The sequence below is a fragment of the Nitrospirota bacterium genome, assembly GCA_030684575.1.
GTDB lineage: Bacteria > Nitrospirota > Nitrospiria > Nitrospirales > Nitrospiraceae > Palsa-1315.
In genome coordinates, this window is record JAUXVD010000011.1 from 119465 (window position 1) to 139168 (window position 19704).

General features: G+C 55.9%; 18 protein-coding genes, 1 tRNA gene and 1 other RNA gene. 1 reads left to right on the top strand and 19 read right to left on the bottom strand.

Annotated elements, in window-relative coordinates:
• Positions 1-222 precede the first annotated feature (222 nt).
• Entirely contained in the window at positions 223-921 is a 699-nt protein-coding gene (locus tag Q8N00_09135; GenBank protein ID MDP2382959.1) for a SurA N-terminal domain-containing protein, read from the top strand.
• A 78-nt stretch (positions 922-999) separates the two neighbouring features.
• On the opposite strand, the gene queA is transcribed toward Q8N00_09135, so the two are convergent.
• From queA to Q8N00_09230, 19 genes are all read right to left on the bottom strand, one after another.
• Positions 1000-2019: a tRNA preQ1(34) S-adenosylmethionine ribosyltransferase-isomerase QueA gene (gene queA / locus Q8N00_09140; protein ID MDP2382960.1), complete on the bottom strand. Its 1020-nt coding sequence runs from the start codon at positions 2017-2019 to the stop codon at positions 1000-1002.
• Positions 2019-3233, bottom strand: a complete 1215-nt coding sequence (locus Q8N00_09145; GenBank protein ID MDP2382961.1) for a SpoIID/LytB domain-containing protein — start codon at positions 3231-3233, stop codon at positions 2019-2021. Before Q8N00_09145 ends, queA begins: the two co-directional genes overlap by 1 nt.
• On the bottom strand, positions 3230-3484 hold the full coding sequence (locus tag Q8N00_09150) for a DUF2905 domain-containing protein (GenBank protein MDP2382962.1): 255 nt from the start codon (positions 3482-3484) through the stop codon (positions 3230-3232). The genes Q8N00_09145 and Q8N00_09150 overlap by 4 nt, the downstream gene beginning before the upstream one ends.
• Positions 3484-4500: an aspartate-semialdehyde dehydrogenase gene (locus Q8N00_09155; protein ID MDP2382963.1), complete on the bottom strand. Its 1017-nt coding sequence runs from the start codon at positions 4498-4500 to the stop codon at positions 3484-3486. The genes Q8N00_09150 and Q8N00_09155 overlap by 1 nt, the downstream gene beginning before the upstream one ends.
• A gap of 18 nt (positions 4501-4518) precedes the next feature.
• On the bottom strand, positions 4519-5724 hold the full coding sequence (locus Q8N00_09160; GenBank protein ID MDP2382964.1) for an SMP-30/gluconolactonase/LRE family protein: 1206 nt from the start codon (positions 5722-5724) through the stop codon (positions 4519-4521).
• A 17-nt stretch (positions 5725-5741) separates the two neighbouring features.
• Complete coding sequence (gene leuB / locus Q8N00_09165) at positions 5742-6815, bottom strand: 3-isopropylmalate dehydrogenase (GenBank protein MDP2382965.1); 1074 nt, start codon at positions 6813-6815, stop codon at positions 5742-5744.
• A gap of 41 nt (positions 6816-6856) precedes the next feature.
• Positions 6857-7219 carry a cupin domain-containing protein gene (locus Q8N00_09170; GenBank protein ID MDP2382966.1) on the bottom strand — a complete coding sequence of 121 codons (363 nt, stop codon included), beginning with the start codon at positions 7217-7219 and terminating at the stop codon, positions 6857-6859.
• 71 nt (positions 7220-7290) lie between these two features.
• A complete protein-coding gene (locus tag Q8N00_09175; protein ID MDP2382967.1) occupies positions 7291-8838 on the bottom strand; it encodes a 2-isopropylmalate synthase in 1548 nt (515 codons plus the stop codon).
• 422 nt (positions 8839-9260) lie between these two features.
• Complete coding sequence (gene pssA / locus Q8N00_09180) at positions 9261-10052, bottom strand: CDP-diacylglycerol--serine O-phosphatidyltransferase (protein MDP2382968.1); 792 nt, start codon at positions 10050-10052, stop codon at positions 9261-9263.
• A complete protein-coding gene (locus Q8N00_09185; GenBank protein MDP2382969.1) occupies positions 10049-10699 on the bottom strand; it encodes a phosphatidylserine decarboxylase family protein in 651 nt (216 codons plus the stop codon). The genes pssA and Q8N00_09185 overlap by 4 nt, the downstream gene beginning before the upstream one ends.
• Before the next feature lie 18 nt (positions 10700-10717).
• The gene (gene ilvC / locus Q8N00_09190) at positions 10718-11731 is read right to left on the bottom strand and encodes a ketol-acid reductoisomerase (GenBank protein ID MDP2382970.1); all 1014 of its coding nucleotides are present in this window, start codon (positions 11729-11731) and stop codon (positions 10718-10720) included.
• A 63-nt stretch (positions 11732-11794) separates the two neighbouring features.
• The gene (ilvN, locus tag Q8N00_09195; GenBank protein ID MDP2382971.1) at positions 11795-12313 is read right to left on the bottom strand and encodes an acetolactate synthase small subunit; all 519 of its coding nucleotides are present in this window, start codon (positions 12311-12313) and stop codon (positions 11795-11797) included.
• 25 nt (positions 12314-12338) lie between these two features.
• The gene (gene ilvB / locus Q8N00_09200; protein MDP2382972.1) at positions 12339-14114 is read right to left on the bottom strand and encodes a biosynthetic-type acetolactate synthase large subunit; all 1776 of its coding nucleotides are present in this window, start codon (positions 14112-14114) and stop codon (positions 12339-12341) included.
• A gap of 514 nt (positions 14115-14628) precedes the next feature.
• Positions 14629-15056, bottom strand: an RNA gene (gene rnpB, locus Q8N00_09205) — RNase P RNA component class A.
• Between the two features lie 101 nt (positions 15057-15157).
• Positions 15158-16021 carry a M48 family metallopeptidase gene (locus Q8N00_09210; protein ID MDP2382973.1) on the bottom strand — a complete coding sequence of 288 codons (864 nt, stop codon included), beginning with the start codon at positions 16019-16021 and terminating at the stop codon, positions 15158-15160.
• A gap of 616 nt (positions 16022-16637) precedes the next feature.
• A complete protein-coding gene (locus tag Q8N00_09215; GenBank protein ID MDP2382974.1) occupies positions 16638-17414 on the bottom strand; it encodes a C4-type zinc ribbon domain-containing protein in 777 nt (258 codons plus the stop codon).
• Between the two features lie 61 nt (positions 17415-17475).
• Positions 17476-17552, bottom strand: a tRNA-Ile gene (locus Q8N00_09220).
• Between the two features lie 102 nt (positions 17553-17654).
• Entirely contained in the window at positions 17655-19499 is a 1845-nt protein-coding gene (gene rpoD, locus Q8N00_09225) for an RNA polymerase sigma factor RpoD (GenBank protein ID MDP2382975.1), read from the bottom strand.
• A 2-nt stretch (positions 19500-19501) separates the two neighbouring features.
• Positions 19502-19704: hypothetical protein (locus Q8N00_09230; protein ID MDP2382976.1), on the bottom strand; the 203-nt coding region annotated here is incomplete at its 5' end.

Genomic DNA, 19704 nt, shown 5'->3' on the forward strand with positions numbered 1-19704 from the left:
TGCTCTCCTTACAATTAGGGGCAAAGTATAACAAATCACATTACTGAGCACAAACAAAGACCGTTCTCCAGCAGGTCGACAGGACAAATGCGACGCCGTGCCTTCACGGACAGAGACCGCTGCTCAATCGTGAAATCCCAACACAGGAAGCGCGGTCGTGCCTTGCCTTTACACAGATCCCTGAGTACAATCCGTGTGCACGAAAATTTCCGAGGAGTTGTCATGATCAAATTGATGCGTGAAGCGTCCCATAGTTATCCCTGGCTCCTCAAGGGCCTCATGGGGATCCTTGCCCTCGCCTTCGTCATCACCATGGGCTGGTGGGGTTTTGACGAACAGTCCGGCTCCGTCGTTGCCTCAGTCGGAGACCTCACCGTATCTCGCGACGAGTTTCGCCGGGCCTACGAAAATACCTACCGCTTCTACAAGGATAAAGTCCCCGGAGAGTTCAAGGACGAAACGATCAAGCAGTTTGTCGTGGATCAACTCATCGACAATCGGACCTGGCTCATCGCGGCCAAAAACATGGGCCTCACCGTGGCGGATGAGGACCTGCGAGAAGTCATCATGCAGATCCCCGACTTTCAAAAAAATGGAGTATTTGACCCCGAAATCTACCAACGACTCCTGGCAGCGAACCATCTGACGCCCGCGACATTTGAAGCCATGGAAGAGAAGGAAGTACTGAGCAACAAAGCCAGGCTGATCATCCGTGACGCCATCGCCCTGACCCCCGCCGAACTTGCCGAGGCACAGGCCCTCACTGTGCGGCAAACGGAATCGGACCCGGCAAAGGCCGCCGAAGCCAAGGACCGCGCGTTACAGGACGTCCTCTTTCAAAAGCAACAACGCGCGCTGCTAGCCTATACCGAATCGCTCAAAACAACGCTTCCCATTACCATTCACCGCGAGCTCTTGTGAGAAACAGGCGCGTGGCCTGAGGCAAGAGGCTAACAGTTTTCTCGCGACACCTCTTTCCACCATCCGCTTGCTCACCACTTACAAAATCAGCATCGCGTCGCCATAACTATAGAAGCGGTACCGCTCGCGAACCGCCTCGGCATAGGCCTCTCGAAGAAATTCTGTCCCGGCCAACGCGGAAACCAGCATCAACAATGTGGTACGCGGCAGGTGAAAATTCGTGAAGAGCGCGTCGATCACTTTGAAGGAAAACCCTGGCGTCATGAAGATGTCCGTCTCGCCCCGATAGGGCCTGATCTGGCCGTCAGCACGAGCCGCCGTTTCGAGCGCACGTACGGCAGTCGTCCCAACCGCGACGATCCGTCCTCCTTCCGCCCGCGTATGCTCGATGGCACGAACCGCCTCTGCTCCGACATCGATCCATTCTGTGCCCATCTGATGGTCTTCGATGTGATCGACTTTCACCGGCTTGAATGTTCCGATACCGACATGGAGCGTGATGCTCGTAAGACCGACTCCTCGCTGTTGCAGCCGTGCCAGCAATTCCGCGGTGAAATGGAGCCCAGCCGTCGGTGCGGCAATCGCACCCTCATGTTGCGCAAACAGCGTTTGGTACCATTCACGATCTTGATCGGTCGGCGCTCGTTTTAAATAGGGCGGAAGCGGCATTCGGCCATGTTCCCGTAACCACTCAACGAACGGGACCTGACTCTCGACCCGCACCGTCGTTCTGGCCGAGTCACGCTCGATCACCTCCGCAGAGGCCGCGGCATCCATCTCGATGATCTGTCCTGGACGGAACGTACCCTTGATCAATACTTCCCATGTCGCATCCCCAAGATCTTTCACAAAAAGAATCTCGACTTCCGCACCGGAAGGACACTTTCGTCCAACCACGCGCGCGGCCAACACCTTCGTATTATTGACCACGAGGAGATCCCCTGGCTGAAGCAGCTCAGGCAAGTCGTCAACGCGTCGATGGGCAAGCGACTGGGTGTGCGGCTGCAGGACGAGTAACTTCGCGTGATCGCGTGGAAGGACCGGACACGTCGCAATCAGCGAGGGATCGAACGCAAAGTCGAACTCGGAGAGCTGCATCAGGAGGACGGCGGGGTCGGAGGTTTAGTCAACGTCATATTCTGCAATTCCGTACCGGGGTAATAATACCGAAGAATCGTCGAGAAGGGATAGCCCAGCTCCGCCAGTTCTTTTGCGCCCCACTGACACATGCCGACGGCGTGCCCTGCGCCAAATCCTGACAGCACCACCTCGCGCCCGATCGATTCGATGGCAAACTGCGTACTGGGAATAATGGTGTAGCCGACCGCTTTCCGCAACTCTTCGCCTCGAAGGATGAGCTCCCCCCCGGAGTGCAGGATGCGCAGCTTCGCGACTCGCCCTCCGCGACTGAACGAAAGTGGGGTCATCGTCGCAATCGTTCCCACGGAAAATCCCTGTTGTCGCAAGTTCTGTTCAAGGGTATCGACTTTGAAAGAGGATTTCCATTGATAGTAGGGAGATGCAAGGTCAAAGGGACATTCGACGCCCTTCAGATAGGGATACTCTTTCGACCACACATTCATGGCATCTTCTGTCAATCCGGCCGCCGTCGATGAGAACGCGGCATAGATCGGCGCATCCTCATAGGTGACGACAAGCCCACGCGTGTCTTCGACCGCGCGAAGAATCCCGGCATCCACCCCCTGCTTGCCCCGGTAGACTTGGTCTTGCACCGTCGCCGCCACGTCGTAGTCGCGAGTCGCGCTCAGCATCTGTTGATAGAGCGCATAGGTTCGAGCCGCCACCGCCTGGGCCTTCAACATCTCAGGATGCCAGGCCGAACTGACCTCTGCTGGCACGACCCCTTTCACGTATTCTTCAAAATCTACCCGATTGATAACGAGAAACCCTTTCCCTTTTCGCACAAGGTGAATAAGGCCACTCACCGAGATCGCCACCCCGGAATCGCCGGACGATACCGCCGCCCCGTGAGACTTCCTGTTAGGCCGCGGGAAGGTCAACGTGAGGCCTTGTTCTCCACCCTGGAGCGTCAACCGCTCCGTCGACACACGGACGCCATTCAAGAGAAAACCCTGTTCCCCGACTTGAACATGGACCGACGCGCGCAGCGTCTGGCTATGCCCTTTGGCATCCGTCATCCACAGGGGACGGTCTGCGCGGACATCGAACTGCGAGACATTCGCTGATAACAGGACACGAATCGACTGCGCCGCCTCTGTAGCAGAGGACAGGCCGAGAAGACAGGCTCCGACCGCGATAGCCTGGTACAATGCACCCTTGAATAGCTTCACCGGCGAAATATCCATGATACGAGAAAGAATACCAGGCTCAGAAGGATGCTAAGGAGCAAACTGGTTGCGAGGGGAAACGAGAAGCTGAAGTTGTCTCGCCGAATGGAGATATCCCCGGGCAACTTCCCGAACCATCCCAGGAGACTCCCAGCTCCTGGAATACGATCGATGATCAACAGCAGCAGACCGGCCAATACAATACACAGTCCCACGATCACGAGGAATTTCCCGAGACTCCCCCACTCAGCCATCAGCCTTTGGCCAAATGCTCAGCGATTTGCACCGCATTGAGAGCGGCCCCTTTGCGTAAATTATCCGCCACCACCCACAGATTGAGACCGTTCGAGATCGACTCATCTTCACGAATGCGACCGACGTAGACCTCGTCCTTCCCCGCAACCTCCAACGGCATGGGGTAGATCTGATGGGCCGGATCGTCGTACAGCAACACGCCAGGGGCCGTCGACAGAATGGCACGGGCCTCGTTGACCGATAGTTTTTTCTCAGTCTCAATATTGATGGCTTCCGAATGTCCGACATACACCGGAACCCGCACCGTCGTCGCCGTCACCTGAATCGACTGATCGCCCATGATTTTTCTCGTCTCATGGAGCATCTTCATTTCTTCTTTCGTATAGCCTGACGGAAGAAAGTCATCGATCTGCGGCAAGCAGTTGAAGGCGATCTGATAGGGATAGACCTTGGGGCTCGCCTCTTTGAAGCTCAACAGGTCCTGGCACTCCGTCATCAACTCGTCCATGGCGTCCTTCCCCGTGCCGGACACGGATTGAAAGGTCGTCACGACAATTCGCTTAATCCTGGCCCGATCATGGAGTGGTTTCAAGGCCACGACCATTTGAATCGTGGAACAGTTCGGATTGGCAATGATGCCCTTATGCCGTGGGATATCGTGCGGGTTCACCTCAGGCACCACCAGCGGTACCTCAAGAGTCATCCGCCAGGCTGCGCTGTTATCGATCACCACCGCACCGGCCTTCACCGCAATCGGCGCGAACTCTCGGCTGAGCTCCGCCCCGGCAGAAAAGAGCGCGATGTCCACGCCGGCAAACGAATCCTTCGTCAAGACTTCGATCGGGATCTCGTTCCCTTGGAATGTCACCGTGCCGCCTGCAGAACGAGCCGACGCAAGAGGGACCAGCCGTGAAACGGGAAACTCTCGCTCCTCTAGCACCTCGATCATTTCAGTCCCGACTGCCCCGGTCGCACCGACAATCGCCACCACATACCCTGATTTTTTCTGTTTCATTCTGAGCCTCGATCCTGCCTACAGCGCGATCTCGCGAATACGATGATTGAACGTATCGGCCACGAGCAGATACCCCGCACGAGCCATCACGATTCCAAACGGGTAACTCAGACTGGCGTCGAGAGCCGCGCGATCATCGCCCCCATAGTTTGCCACACCAACACCGGCAATGCGCGTAATACGTCCGGTCGCGCGATCCCAGCGGCGGACCAGATGGTTGTCCGAATCGGTAAAAAATAGGTTCCCCGCTTCGTCCAACACGATTCCGGACGGCCGTGACAGACTGCGGCTGGGCGGCTCATCCGGCCCCTGATACTTATATTCTCCACCGTCACCCGCCAGGGTGCTGATGAATCCAGTGCCGAGATCGACGGCTCGAATCCTTCCACTAAAGCTATCGGCAATGACTAACGTGCCATCTGCCGTCAGCGCCAACCCGCCAGGACCGGCCAGACCGGTATCGGTGGCAGCCATGCCGTCTCCATTATACGCAGCCGTTCCCATCCCCGCGACCGTACGAATCACTCCGGACGCAAAATCGACCGCCCGCACGCGATTATTATTCTGATCGGCAATGTAGAGGTGGCCTGCATCACTCACGGCCAAGGCAACCGGTTCATTCAAGCCGGCCTCCACGGCTAATCCCCCGTCTCCGGAATATCGCGGTTGTCCAAGGCCCGCGACCGTCGTGATGACACCCGTCACCGCATCCACGCGCCGCACGCGATGGTTCAGCGTATCGGCAATATAGAGATGCCCTCCCCGATCGACCACCACCGCTGTCGGAAAATTCAACAAGGCGTGCTCGGCAGGGCCGCCGTCGCCGCTAAAACGTTTTTCCGGTGCCGTACCGGCCACGACATACCGAACGGTCCCGCTCAAGTCGGTCTGTTGCGTGAACGCATGCGAATGGACGGCGTCGCTTTCGGCAAAGGGATCGTCACTCGATCCTTCCGCTGCTGGGGGGGGCGGAACTGGCGCAGCCTCCGGTCCAACGCCCTGGATGCATCCCGCAACCGTCCTGATGCAGCCGGTCTTTCCGTCGATCCTCCGAATGACATGATTCTCAGAGTCGGCAATGAACAAGTTTCCCTCTCCATCGAGAGTCAGACTCTTGGGTTCATTGAGGCAGGCAGCGAGGGCCTCGGCTCCGTCACCGGACCAGCCAGGCTCTCCGGTGCCGGCGAAGGTTCGAATCAATCCAACGTTGAGCGGTACAGTCATCGAGTCCACAAGCCTGGCTAGTTCAGGTTTCGCAAGATCGCCTCACCCATTTCCGTCGTACTGACAAGACGTGTCCCCTGGCTATGAATATCTTTGGTGCGATACCCGAGTTCAAGCGTTTTCACGATCGCCTGCTCGATGGCTGCCGCTTCCTGATCCAGCTTGAACCCATACGACAACATCATGGCCGCCGAGGCAATCGTCGCGATGGGATTCGCGACATTCTTTCCGGCAATGTCCGGCGCGCTGCCGTGAATCGGCTCGAACAGCCCGACCTGCGCACCGATACTGGCCGACGGCAACATGCCGATGGAGCCGGTTAACATAGCCGCTTCATCGCTCAGAATATCGCCGAAGATATTATTACAGAGCATCACATCGAATTGACGCGGGTTGCGGACAAGCTGCATCGCGGCATTATCGACATAGATATGGCTCAGCTCCACATCCTGATAACCCTTATGGGTCTCGATGACGACTCGACGCCAGAGTTCTGACGACTCCAGCACGTTCGCCTTATCGACGGACATTACTTTGCTCCGACGTTTTCTCGCCGCTTCGAACGCCACTTTCGCGATACGCGCGATTTCTTCAGTCGTATAGACCTCGGTGTTGAACCCTCGTTCGCTCCCATTCGGCAGCTTCTCGATGCCTTTCGGTTTCCCGAAATAAATGCCGCCCGTCAGCTCCCGGATGACGAGGATGTCGATGCCCTCGATGACCTCGCGTTTGAGCGTAGAGGCATCGGCCAACATCGGGTACAACTTTGCCGGCCGCAAATTCGCATAGAGGCCCAGGTGCTCCCGTAAACCCAGCAGCGCGCGTTCAGGCCGCAAACTGTACTCCAGCCCTTCCCACTTGGGGCCGCCGACTGCACCGAGCAAAACGGCATCGCTCTGTTTGGCCAGGGACAACGTTTCTTGAGGGAGCGGGACGCCGACTTTATCAATGGCCTGGCCACCGACATCGCCGGACACGAACTCGAACTGGTGCTGGAACTTCTCGGCTATGGCCTTCAACACCTTCAGGGCTTCAGGAACGATCTCTCGGCCTACTCCATCGCCAGCTAATACCGCAATCTTCGCCTTCACAGAGCACTCTCCCTCGTTACGCGTGATGAACGCACCAGCCTCTATTCCAGAACTTCTTCATCCTCTGGCCGCCAAGCAGGATCGACCAGGCAAAGAAACTCGATGGCGGTCGGCCCACTATTCTCTAACGACTGCCTAGCCCCTGGAGGCACATACACAGTGGCGCCGGCCTTCACTGCGACAGCCGAATCGTCCACCGTCAATATTCCTCGACCGGCAATGATGTAGTAGACCTCGGACGATGTCAGCCTGTGCCATTTCGACCGACCGCCTGGAGCCAAGGTCCCATGCGCCAAGCTATACCCAAGTGCGACCGGCTGCTTCGCCGGATGCAGGAGTTCACGAAGGACGGTGTGATCTCCGGCCAGGAACTCCTGCCGATCCTCCAGCGTGACATGAACCACCGCGCACCTCACAGCCAACGAAAAGTCCCGCTTCCAGGCCGGAGCCGGTGACTGTACCGTGGCCACTTTCCTTAAATCAAGTTCACCTTCTGCTCGCCCTGCGCTTGCTTCCCCGCTAAATACAATAGCTTGTTCAACGCGTTGAGATAGGCACGGGCTGACGCCGTGATGATGTCTGTGTCCGCTCCATGGCCCGATACGGTGCGCCCGTCCTCTTGAACCTTGACCGAGACTTCACCCTGAGCATCGGTCCCCCCCGTGATGGCTTTGACGACGTACATGAGGAGCGTGCTCTTCGTCTGCGTGATCGCGGCAATGGTCCGATAGACGGCATCCACCGGCCCATCACCTGTCCCTGTCTGAACGATCGTTCGTCCGTCGATCTCAAGTTCAACCGTCGCGGTCGGCACTTGATCCGTTCCGCTAGCCGCATGGAACGACTTCAAGGTGATCCTATCGGCCATTTTGATCAACTCTTCGGAGACAATCACTTCGAGATCCTCTTCGTAGATCTCCTTCTTCTGGTCGGCCAGCTTCTTAAATCGCTCGAAGGCGCGGTTCACCTCTTCGTCCGAGAGCGTATAACCCAATTCTACTAGTCTCTGGCGAAACGCATGCCGTCCAGAAAGCTTCCCCATGACCATCTTGCCCTCGACCAGCCCGATCGTTTCCGGCTTCATGATTTCATAGGTCGTCTTGTCCTTCAGCAGCCCGTCCTGGTGAATGCCGGACGTATGGGCAAAGGCATTCGCCCCGACGATCGCCTTATTCGGCTGCACCACCATGCCGGTGATCTTGCTGACCAATCGGCTGGTCTTCGAAATCTCTTCAGTATGAATCTTCGTGTCGGCTTGATAGAAGTCTTTCCTGGTCCGAAGACCCATGACAATTTCTTCCAATGCCGTGTTCCCTGCCCGCTCACCGATCCCATTGATCGTACATTCGACCTGGCCTGCCCCTTCGAACACCGCGGCTAAACTATTGCCGACTGCGAGGCCAAGATCGTTGTGGCAATGGACTGAGATCACAGCCTTCGCACTGTTGGACACCTGCTCACGGATACCTCGAATGAGCCGTCCAAACTCTTGCGGCACCGCATAACCGACCGTATCGGGAATATTGATCGTTCCGGCTCCTGCGGCAATGACCGCTTCAATGACCTCATAGAGATAGGCCGGATCGGAGCGACTGGCATCCATCGGCGAAAACTCCACATCGTCGACATAGCCCCTCGCTCGTTGGACCATCTCAACCGCGCGCTTTTTGGCCTCGTCTCGCGTCATGCGAAACTGATGCTTTAAATGGATATCCGACGTCGAGAGAAATGTATGAATGCGGACCTTCGGCGCCCCCTTCAAGGCCTCCCACGCTCGATCGATATCCTCCGGGCGTGCTCGCGCCAAACTACAAATCGTCGGTCCCTCGACCTCCTGCGCAATTCGCCGCACCGCCTCGAAATCTCCCGGCGAACTATACGCAAACCCTGCTTCGATGATATCGATCCCTAACCGCGCCAATTGCTTCGCCACCATGATCTTCTCTTCCACATTCATGCTGGCGCCGGGAGATTGCTCTCCGTCACGCAAGGTCGTATCGAATATTTTGATCATCCTGGTCATGGTTTCCCCCTCTCTCTATCGCATTGAGGCTACTCAAAGCGGTTGTCCAGCAAGACCGCAGGCGAAAAAGCACCGCAGGCGTACCCTCCCGGGTACGTTGAGAATGTTTTTGAGCCGAGAACGAAGCTGGCATCCGCTTTCAGCAGCCGACAAAACAAAAGCCTCCATCCCTACGCCCAGGGACGGAGGCTTGAGAAGCTCCGTGGTACCACCCTGATTTAGCCATGAACAACGTGCTCGTTGCTCACAACCCTTCATTGCGCCCGATCACGGGGGCGACACGGAATCCATTACTCGGGTTTCACGGATTCTGGCTCAGAGGCGAGTTCGGCGCCGCACAGGCTGGTTTGCACCATTCACCAGCTCTCTCACTGCTATGCGAATCGCGTACTACTCCTCGTCGCAGCCACGAACAACTCAGTTCAGACTGACTGCTCGGTCTTGGCCGGCGAACGCTTCCCGGACATTTTTGCGACAAGTCCGACGAGCCGTTCTGCCGGACCGAGCAATGCATACCCGGCGAATATGACAAATAACATGACCGGGGGCCAGGCGGCTACGAGCATGAGTGCGAGAATTCCCCACACGAGATACGTAATGTGCCGCCCGCCGCGAAACTTCAGATCTTTAAAACTTCGATACTTAATGGTACTGACCATCAAGAATGAAAGAGTCAGCGTCACAATCAGAACGAGAAGAGGCTTCACTTCCGTGCCAATCCTGACGCTATAGTGATCGAAAATCACGAGTGAGGCCACGACCCCTGCCGCCGCAGGAATGGCGAGCCCGGTAAAATACTTACCGTCCGACGTGGCCACCGTCGAATTAAATCGGGCCAACCGAACTGCACCCATCGCGACATAGGCAAACATCACCGCAATGCCAAATGTCCCCTGTCCACTCAGGGCCCAAGAGTAAATCAAGAGACCGGGGGCGACTCCGAAGGACACCACGTCTGACAACGAATCGTATTCGAGACCGAAATGGCTGGTGCTGTTCGTTAACCGCGCCGATTTTCCATCAAGCACATCGAAAATCATCGCCACCAGAATGGCAACGGCGGCGACCATATAGTTCGCATTGAACACCGATAATATCGCAAATACGCCGCAGAGCAGATTCCCGGTCGTGAACAGATTCGGAATCAGGTGCATGGCGGCCTTACGCCGTTTCCCATCTCTGCCGAATGATTGACGCAGCGCAGTAGTTTTCATGGCAACTCTCCCAAGATGGTTTCTCCACCTTTGACTCGATCGCCGACTGCAACTTTCAGAACCGTCCCGAGAGGAAGAAACGTATCCATCCGCGATCCGAATCGAATCAGCCCAAACCGCTCACCGAGTATGGCCCGATCCCCGGCTGAAATCCAACAGACAATCCGCCTGGCAATTAATCCAGCCACCTGCACACAGAGCACCTTTGCGCCCTGAGCCGTCCGAATCATCAACGCATTTTGTTCGTTCCGCAACGTGGCATCAGGTCTGCTGGCCACGAGAAACAAACCCGGCTGATACTGCACCTCCTCGACGACCCCTTCACAGGGAATCCGATTGATATGCACATCGAATACGTTCAAGAAGATGGTGACGCGGATGCTGCGATCCTTGATGAATCGAGGCTCGAACTCCTCTTCGATGGCGATGACTTTCCCGTCACCGGATGCCACGAGGAGACGAGGCCCTTGAGGGACCACTCGATGGGGGTTGCGAAAAAACCAGGCGACAAACAGCGTCAGGATCGCCCCACCCACCGTGATCAGAGCCCAACCAAGCATTCCTGCTAGCAGTGTAACGCCAACAGCAGCCCCGATGAAGGGAATTCCTTCTTTGGCAAACGGGATGCCGACGGCACGATCTGCCACAGAGACCTCAATGCTTTCTTAGTTTTTATTTTTATCGACCAGTTGGTCTTTCTTCAGCCAGGGCATCATCGCCCTCAGCCGTCCCCCGACCTCTTCGATCGGATGGGCTTCACCCTTCGCCAGCAATGCATTGTAGACCGGACGGTTGGCCTGGTTCTCCAGGATCCATTCTCTGGCGAATTTACCATCCTGTATTTCGCCCAAAATCTTCTTCATTTCCTGCTTCGTCTGCTCCGTGACAATCCTGGGACCACGGGTAATATCTCCAAACTTGGCCGTCGTACTGATGGAATAGCGCATGTTGGCAATCCCGCCTTGGTGGATCAGGTCCACGATCAATTTCACTTCATGCAGGCACTCGAAATAGGCCATTTCAGGCGAATACCCGGCTTCCACCAACGTTTCATACCCGGCCTGGATCAGAGAGGTCAGCCCCCCGCAAAGTACCACTTGCTCGCCGAATAGGTCCGTCTCGGTTTCTTCACGAAAGTTTGTTTCGATCACACCTGCCCGCCCGCCTCCGATGGCGCAGGCATAGGCAAGGCCAATCTGTTTGGTCGTTCCACTTGGATCCTGATGGATGGCGAGCAAGCAGGGCACCCCACTGCCTTTCGCATATTCCGATCGAACAAGATGGCCAGGCCCTTTGGGCGCGACCATGAATACATTGGTCGTAGGTGGTGGCACGATCTGCCCGAAATGAATGTTGAAGCCATGGCCGAACGCGAGATAGGATCCCGGTTTCAGATTCGGGGCGATATCCTGCCGGTAGATGGCCGCTTGTGCTTCGTCCGGCGCAAGAATCATCACGACATCAGATGCCTTCACGGCATCGGCCACCGGCATAACTTTCAGCCCGCTTTGCTCCGCCTTCTTCCAGGAAGCGCCTTCACGCAACCCGATGACCACGCTCACGCCGCTCTCCTTCATGTTGAGTGCATGGGCATGGCCCTGGCTGCCGTACCCGATCACCGCAACTTTCTTATTCTTGATCTGCTGAATATCGGCGTCTTTATCGTAGTAAATCTTCATCGCTCACTCCTTGGGTAATAGTCGTATCAGGAAACTGAAGGGACGTTGGGTCCGAGGTGACGCCTATTCGCGGGCAACTTTTTTCGTCTGCAGGCTCGTCGGACGAATCGACTCACGGGCGACCGCGACCCGTCCGGTCCTGGTGAGCTCTTTGATGCCGAGTGGTTGTAGCAGGGTGATGATCGCTTCGATCTTGTGAGGATCTCCGGTCACTTCAATCGTGTAGGTTGCCGGTGTGGAGTCGATGACATTGGCCCGGAAAATATCGGCAATCCGTAACGCTTCTGCGCGATCTTCCGGTCGCGTATGCACCTTGATGAGCGCAGTCTCCCTCGAGACAAAATCGCTCTCATTCAAATCCACGACCTTGATGACATCGATCAGCTTGTTGAGCTGTTTCACGATCTGTTCGATGATCCGATCGTCTCCGGACGTGACAATGGTCATCTGCGACATGGACGGATCGAGCGTCGGTGCCACAGAGAGACTTTCGATGTTGAACCCACGACCGCTAAACAAGCCGGCGACGCGAGACAGCGAGCCAAACTTATTCTCTACCGTTATCGAAATAATGTGTTCCATACCCAATCTGTACTCCCGACACTGTTTAGGCCGTGAGGATCGTATCCGAGTCCTTCGGCGTCACTTGCCCGGATCCTGCCTGCTTACTCTTCAAGGCTGGCGGATCTTCTAAAATCATCTCATGATTACAACCGCCGGCGGGGATCATCGGATAGACGTTCTCATATCGATACGTCGGCACATCGACAATCACCGGCTTATTCACGGCAATCGCCTCCTTCAGAACATCATCGATCTCAGAAGGCTTGCTGGCCCGAAGCCCGACAGCTCCGTACGCTTCCGCCAACTTCACAAAGTCCGGTGTTGTTTCCAGATCGCTCGACGCATACCGTCCTTCGTAAAAAAGATCCTGCCATTGACGGACCATTCCGTGAAACCGGTTATTAAGCACGATAATCTTCACCGGCAACTTATGCACGACAGCTGTCGCCATCTCCTGCATATTCATCTGGATACTGCCGTCGCCAGCGATACAGAGAACTAACCGGCCTGGGAATGCCGCCTGCGCCCCCATGGCGGCAGGAAACCCGAACCCCATAGTCCCAAGCCCCCCCGAGGTCAACCAGCGGTTCGGCTTGGCCAACTTAAAATACTGGGCGGCCCACATCTGATGTTGCCCCACATCAGTCGACACAATCGGGTCCAGATCTTTCGTCAGTTCATAGAGCCGCTTGATCACATACTGCGGCTTGGTCGGACCATCAGCGGCCTGTTGATAGGCGAGAGGATTGGCCTGTTGCCATTCGCGAATCTGATTCCACCAGGGCTTGCGTAATTCGCGTTGGTCGCCGTTCACCGTGGCGCGCAGGATCTGAACTAACTCGCGAAGCACAGTCTTACAGTCGCCAACGATCGGAATATCGACATTCACATTCTTCCGAATCGAGGTCGGGTCGATATCGATGTGGATGACCTTGGCATGCGGGCAAAACTCAGAAACCTTTCCCGTCACACGATCATCGAACCGAGCCCCAATGGCCACCACCAGATCGGAATAGTGCATCGCCATATTCGCACAATAAGTGCCGTGCATGCCCAACATACCCAGGGACTGAGGATGTTCGCCGGGGAAAGCCCCGAGTCCCATCAAGGTCATGTCGACCGGCATATGAGTCAGCTCGGCTAATTCCAGCAACTCTTGTGATGCACCCGAGAAGATGACGCCGCCGCCGACATACAAGATCGGCTTCTTCGCCTTCGTCATGGCCTCAGCCGCTTGCTTGATCTGCCACTTATTGCCTTCATACACCGGGTTATAGCTCCGAATGGAGACGGAGCTCGGATAGATAAACTCCGCCTTATCCATCGATACGTCTTTGGGAATATCGACCAGCACCGGCCCGGGACGCCCTGTCGTCGCAATGTAGAACGCTTCTTTGATCGTCGTCGCCAAATCGGCGACATTCTTCACGAGAAAATTGTACTTGGTGCAAGGACGACTCAAGCCGATATTGTCCGCCTCCTGGAATGCATCATTGCCGATCAAGCTGGTCGGAACTTGCCCGGTAAAACAAACCATCGGCACCGAATCCATATAGGCATCAGCCAACGCCGTGATGACATTGGTCATCCCTGGCCCAGAGGTCACAAGACAGACCCCGGCCTTACCTGTTGCCTTAGCGTAACCTTCCGCCATATGGCCCGCACCCTGCTCATGGCGAGTGAGGACCACCTCAATATCTTTCTGCTGGTGGAGCATGTCGAAAATCTTCAATACGACACCGCCAGGAAGCGCAAAAACCGTTTTCACGCCTTCTCGCTTGAGGCATTCGATAAGGATTTCAGCACCTGTGAGCTTCATGATAGAACCTCCATCCATCCCGCCGGTGAAAACCGAACGGAGGAATCGGCACGATAGGCGACGTTGCGGCTTATCCTAATAATAGACCGGACACGAACCCCATGATCAGTCAGAACGTTCTGAAAAATCAGGGATAAAGATGTATGATCCTAGCATCACATATTTCATCGCGTCAATAGTGTGGCATGCCACGCCCACCGCTCGCTGACAGTCTCCCTCCCCACGTGATACCTTCAGTTCCATACTACGCGACCTGAGTCGGCACTCTATGAATATGCCGGTCCATGTAACCATTCTCTCCCGTGAAGACTGCCATCTCTGCAATGTCATCTTCCGTATCGCACTGCACCTCCAGGCAGAGCTGAACATCACTACAAAAAAAGTGGGAGTTGAGGGCGATCGCGCTTTAATGGAACGTTATGGATCGAGAGTTCCCGTCGTCCTCATCGACGAGGTCGAACAGTTCTCGGGGAAAGTGACAGAGGGAGAACTCCGTCGAGCGATAAAAAAAGCGCGGTGGAGAAGACCTATAAGCCGGATTCTGTCCCGTCTGGGATGTGGTCCCAAGCGGGGGTGATCATTTCTCTGGGATCCGAGTTACCTCGAACCTCAAGCGACCTACCCGAAGACCTCGGCCGGGCCAGCCGGTCGCCGACTCTCCGAAGAAAGCCGACAGATGTCTTCCTATTTGGCCTTGCATCGGGCGACGCTTACCGTGCCAGTGATGTTACCACCACCGCGGTGGGCTCTTACCCCGCCGTTTCACCCTTACCTGATCTGCAGCGACAAGATTTGTACCTCATCGCCTTAGCCATCGGCGGTTTGCTCTCTGTGGTGCTGGTGTCGGATCGCTCCGCCTGGGAGTTACCCAGCGCCCTGCCCATGAAGTCCGGACTTTCCTCTAAGAGCGTTGCCGCCCCAAGCGATCACCCGGTCTTCTCCCTCGCGCGATCTGAGTATAGAAAGGGGACTCAACGGATGCAAGTCCGGCCTCTCATGCTCCTGCCATCCAAGGGGGAAACGTATCCTGCCCAAACACTGAATTAGCGCAGCACCGGCAATGCCAAGGCCGGCGCAGCCTGTTTCGATTGAAAAATCCCCATCGCCTCCGGCATCCACTGTTTCAGTTGATCGATTCTGGTCTCATTACTCGGGTGAGTCGACATGAACTCTGAAGGTCCACCCCCGCCCGACAACTGCGCCATCCGCTCCCAGAGGGACACGGACTCACGTGGATCGTATCCTGCATCAGCCGCAAGAAGAATTCCGATGTAGTCGGCTTCCGATTCATGTTTCCGACTGAACGGCAATAATACGCCAACCTGCGCACCCGCACCAAGCGCTGCCATGGCGGCTTGAGACATCATCCCGCCGCCGCCAGCCGCCCCTGCCGCGGCTCCGGCCACCTGCAAGGCCGCATTCGTCAGTTGCCCCTGGCTCATCCGTTCGGCCCCGTGACGGGCAAGCGCGTGCACGACTTCATGTCCCATGACCGCTGCCAATCCAGCTTCAGTCCGTGCCACTGCGAAAATTCCTGTATAGACCGCAATCTTGCCTCCGGGCAATGCGAAGGCGTTCATCGTCTTATCATCTTTGATGACGATCACTTCCCACTGAAACTGCTGGGCCATTTCCGCATATTTCGAACGTTTCGCCGCCTCGATAATTCGTGCAGCGACCCGCTTCACTGGCTCAATCTCTCGAGGATCTTGCGACTGCCGAAGCTTGGGATCGGTCTTCACCTGACTATAAGCCTGTGCACCCATCTGCATTTCTTGTGGCACGGATGTAATAAGCAGCTGTGACCGACCCGTATAGGGATTCGTCTCGCACCCGCTGACCACCAGCAGTCCGAGCCCCGCCACCATCAACAATCCTCTGTGCAAGAAGGACATCCATGACTGCATCGCACTTCCTCCTACAAATCACCCGTCGTCTACGAGTGTGAAAATTGACCGTCCCTTGCGGTTCTATTAGATTACCGCGCCGCAATGAAAATCTCTACCAGCGCACCTGGCCTGTGGCCACGATAGCGCGGATCGGCATCGATGAATCCGGCAAGGGAGACTATTTGGGTCCACTCGTCATCGCCGCCATCTTCGTCGACGCGACAACGCAGGCCGAACTAACCCTCATGAATGTTCGGGACAGCAAGAAGATCTCCGACGGACGTATCCTCGACATGGCTCCAGACATCCGGATGATTTACCCCACAGCATTCTCGCGATCGGCCCTCAATGATATAACGAACTCTATGCGAAGATCGGAGACTTGAATCGCCTGCTGACATGGGGACATGAGAAAGTGCTCGAGACATTACTAGAAAATGTTTCGTGCGGCCGCGCGATTGCAGACCAGCTTGACGACGAGCGACTGATTCTGAATACGCTGCCAGCTCAATGGCGCATCACCCGCCATTGAGCTGGCCGGACGGATGATTGTGAAGAAATATGGAGAAGAACGCTTAGGGTCGGTTGCGAAGCTGCACGTTAAAACGACTCAGGCGGTACCGGGGAAAACGGACTAAACCGACTCGCCGATCTCAAGGATGGAACTCTTATCGAGATCGGGCCCCGGAGGGGCCACCACAGGAACTTGCCCATCCCAGTAGAGCATCCGGCGACAATAGGGGCAGGTCTGAAGGTCTTGCGAGCGCTTCACTTCTGAAATCAGCTGCGGGGCGAGTTGCAAGCGGCACCCGGAACAGGTTCCATTTTTAATCTCAGCAAGGGCTTGCTCCTTCCCCGCCGTCTTGATCGCCGTATATCGCCTGAGCAGCCCCTTCTCGACATGGGCAGAATGGGCTTGCTGCTGTCCTTCAAGATCCGCTAGCTCAGCTGCAATCTTTTCTTCTAATTCGTCAGAGATATTTTTCTCTTGGGTAAAGACCTTCTCGACGACGGCCAGCTTTTCTTGCGCTTCTTTGGCGGTCTGCTGTAGCTGCTCGACTTTCTCCATACAGAGCAGAATCTTTTCTTCGAAGTCGCCTTTCTTCTTATTAGCCACCTCGATCTCAAACAGATGAGCCTGATATTCCTTGTTGGATTTCAGCTCAGACAACCGTGATTTCATCTTTTCAGTATGGGCCTCGTGAACCTCGAGGTCCTTTTCATGCGACCGCCGCTCTTTGACTGTCGTCTCTAACGCAGCCTTGGTCTCCAGGAGAAGCTGCGTGGCCTCTCGAAGAGGAGTCTCAACCGCGTTGAGCCGTTCGGGAATCTTTCGACGTTGATTATTGATCTCCATGATTCGGAGATCTAACTTTTGCAGCGCGATCAGGGGGGAAAGATTATGGTTCAACGCACTCCTCTAGCTGTTGTTCTGCACAACGGTCTCAATCTATTGAGTTCTATGCCCCTGCTGGTGGGCCCACTAGGACTTGAACCTAGGACCAGCTGATTATGAGTCAGCCGCTCTAACCACCTGAGCTATGGGCCCGATCAGGCGGATGACTCTGTCGCGCCTGCCCCGCAGACAACAACGGATGATTCTAGGCTGCACAGAGAGCGGAGTCAAATCTCACGGACGCCCCACATGGCATCAGAGTGTTTCCACGAAGCTGCGAAGCTTCTTGCTCCGACTCGGATGGCGCAGCTTACGCAGGGCCTTGGCCTCGATCTGCCGGATACGTTCGCGGGTGACTTCGAAATCCTGGCCCACCTCTTCGAGAGTATGGTCGGTGGCTTCGCCGATGCCGAACCGCTTCCGCAAGACCTTCTCCTCACGGGGCGTGAGTGTCTCTAACGCGCTATTGATCTGGCGCTGGAGGTCATACCGGATCGCCGCCTCCAGAGGAGACACGGCCTTCTTGTCCTCGATAAAATCGCCCAAATGGCTGTCCTCTTCCTCTCCGATCGGGGTCTCCAGCGAAATCGGCTCCCGCGCAATCTTCAAGATCTTTCGGACTTTGTCCAGGGGCAAATCCATGCGCTCGGCAATTTCTTCCGGCGTCGGTTCACGCCCAAGCTTCTGGACCAAATGGCGGGAAGTCCGAATCAACTTATTGATCGTCTCGATCATATGCACGGGGATACGAATCGTCCTGGCTTGATCGGCGATCGCACGAGTAATCGCCTGACGGATCCACCACGTTGCATAGGTGCTGAACTTGTAGCCACGCTTGTACTCGAATTTATCGACCGCCTTCATCAGGCCGATATTGCCTTCCTGGATCAAGTCGAGGAACTGAAGGCCACGGTTCGTATACTTCTTGGCGATGCTGACCACGAGACGAAGATTCGCCTCCACCAGTTCGGCTTTCCCGCGCTTGACCTTCTCCTCCGCCACATCAAGATGCTTCACCGCATCCTTAATTTCTTCCGCGGACACGAGAGCCTCTTCGGTCTCGAGCGTTCGAATCCGGCCCTTCGCCGCCTGATAGACGTTTTTAATATCCTCCAGCGCTTCCTCAGTACAGCTCGTTTTACGTTTGACGGCGAGGAAATCTTTGCGGTCGCGGCACAGCTTTTTCAGGGCCTCCGCTCCGGCCTCGCCGCTGATCCCAAGCCGGCGCTGACAACTAACGATTTCACGCTCCGCCGTACGAATCTGGATCGCCAACTCCCGCACACGCTGCACCATCCGATCTTTCAACACGCCATGCAGGTTGACGGACTCCATCTTCTCCACGACCTGATCGCGAATCGTATCGATCTGCTTCTTGATCTTCTTCTGTTTCGCAGGATCGCTGTTGGCCGTCCGCGCCACTTCATAGAGACTCTTCAGCGAGGTCGATATTTTCCGGACGGAGTTCAGCCCTTCGAGGGTCTTGACTCGAAGCTCTTCGTAGTCCCGCTGGATTTGTTCTTCCTCGATTTCTTCCTCGGTCTCGACGATCGGGACGATCTCCCGCACATCGATGGTCCCGTTCTTCAGCTGATCGCGCAGCGCGAGAACGAACTCGATCGTCATCGGCATCCCATAGATGACCGACGCGATATTGTTCTTCCCTTCTTCGATGCGTTTGGCGATCTCGATTTCCCCCTCACGGCTCAAGAGCGCCACACTGCCCATCTCTTTGAGATAGAGTCGAACCGGATCGTCTGTCCGGCTGAGTGCGCCGGGAGTTAAGTCGATCTCCTTCTCGTCCTTCTCATCCTTTTCCTCTTTTTCGTTCTCATCCCCGGCACCGGCTCCGGAGTCGGCCCCCTCGGCGTCATCACTCAATTCCTCGGCATCCCGGGCCTTTTTAATCCGCTCCCCCTCCGGCGCATCGACGATCTCGATATCCATTTCGCCGAACATCGTCATGATGCTGCCAAACTGCTCAGAGGACACCACTTCCGCAGGTAACGTGCTATTCAACTCGTCATACGTTAAAAAGCCCTTCTCTTTCCCCATCAAGATTAGCTTTTTCACTTCGCCGAGCAACGCTGGTTTCGACATGACTACTCCTTCACTACAGACAACATCCCGGTGGAAGACCGACCGGCCTTGTACATTCGTAATTGATTCACTTGTGCGTTCAATATCCGCGCATCCTCCTCACGGCCTTCCCGCTCGGCGAACTTGAGTTGCGCGATCAGGTCTCGAAACACAGCCTCGGCCCGCTTCCGATCCAAGGTATCTAAACATCCTGCGATGTGGGCCT

Bases quoted from the DNA above. Each gene is read 5' to 3' on its own strand.
- ilvN (MDP2382971.1), bottom strand. From the start codon at position 12,313: ATGGAACACATTATTTCGATAACGGTAGAGAATAAGTTTGGCTCGCTG.
- Q8N00_09210 (MDP2382973.1), bottom strand. From the start codon at position 16,021: ATGCAGTCATGGATGTCCTTCTTGCACAGAGGATTGTTGATGGTGGCG.
- Q8N00_09155 (MDP2382963.1), bottom strand. From the start codon at position 4,500: ATGAAACAGAAAAAATCAGGGTATGTGGTGGCGATTGTCGGTGCGACC.
- rpoD (MDP2382975.1), bottom strand. From the start codon at position 19,499: ATGTCGAAACCAGCGTTGCTCGGCGAAGTGAAAAAGCTAATCTTGATG.
- Q8N00_09150 (MDP2382962.1), bottom strand. From the start codon at position 3,484: ATGGCTGAGTGGGGGAGTCTCGGGAAATTCCTCGTGATCGTGGGACTG.
- Q8N00_09175 (MDP2382967.1), bottom strand. From the start codon at position 8,838: ATGACCAGGATGATCAAAATATTCGATACGACCTTGCGTGACGGAGAG.
- Q8N00_09135 (MDP2382959.1), top strand. From the start codon at position 223: ATGATCAAATTGATGCGTGAAGCGTCCCATAGTTATCCCTGGCTCCTC.
- ilvB (MDP2382972.1), bottom strand. From the start codon at position 14,114: ATGAAGCTCACAGGTGCTGAAATCCTTATCGAATGCCTCAAGCGAGAA.
- ilvC (MDP2382970.1), bottom strand. From the start codon at position 11,731: ATGAAGATTTACTACGATAAAGACGCCGATATTCAGCAGATCAAGAAT.
- Q8N00_09160 (MDP2382964.1), bottom strand. From the start codon at position 5,724: ATGACTGTACCGCTCAACGTTGGATTGATTCGAACCTTCGCCGGCACC.
- queA (MDP2382960.1), bottom strand. From the start codon at position 2,019: ATGCAGCTCTCCGAGTTCGACTTTGCGTTCGATCCCTCGCTGATTGCG.
- pssA (MDP2382968.1), bottom strand. From the start codon at position 10,052: ATGAAAACTACTGCGCTGCGTCAATCATTCGGCAGAGATGGGAAACGG.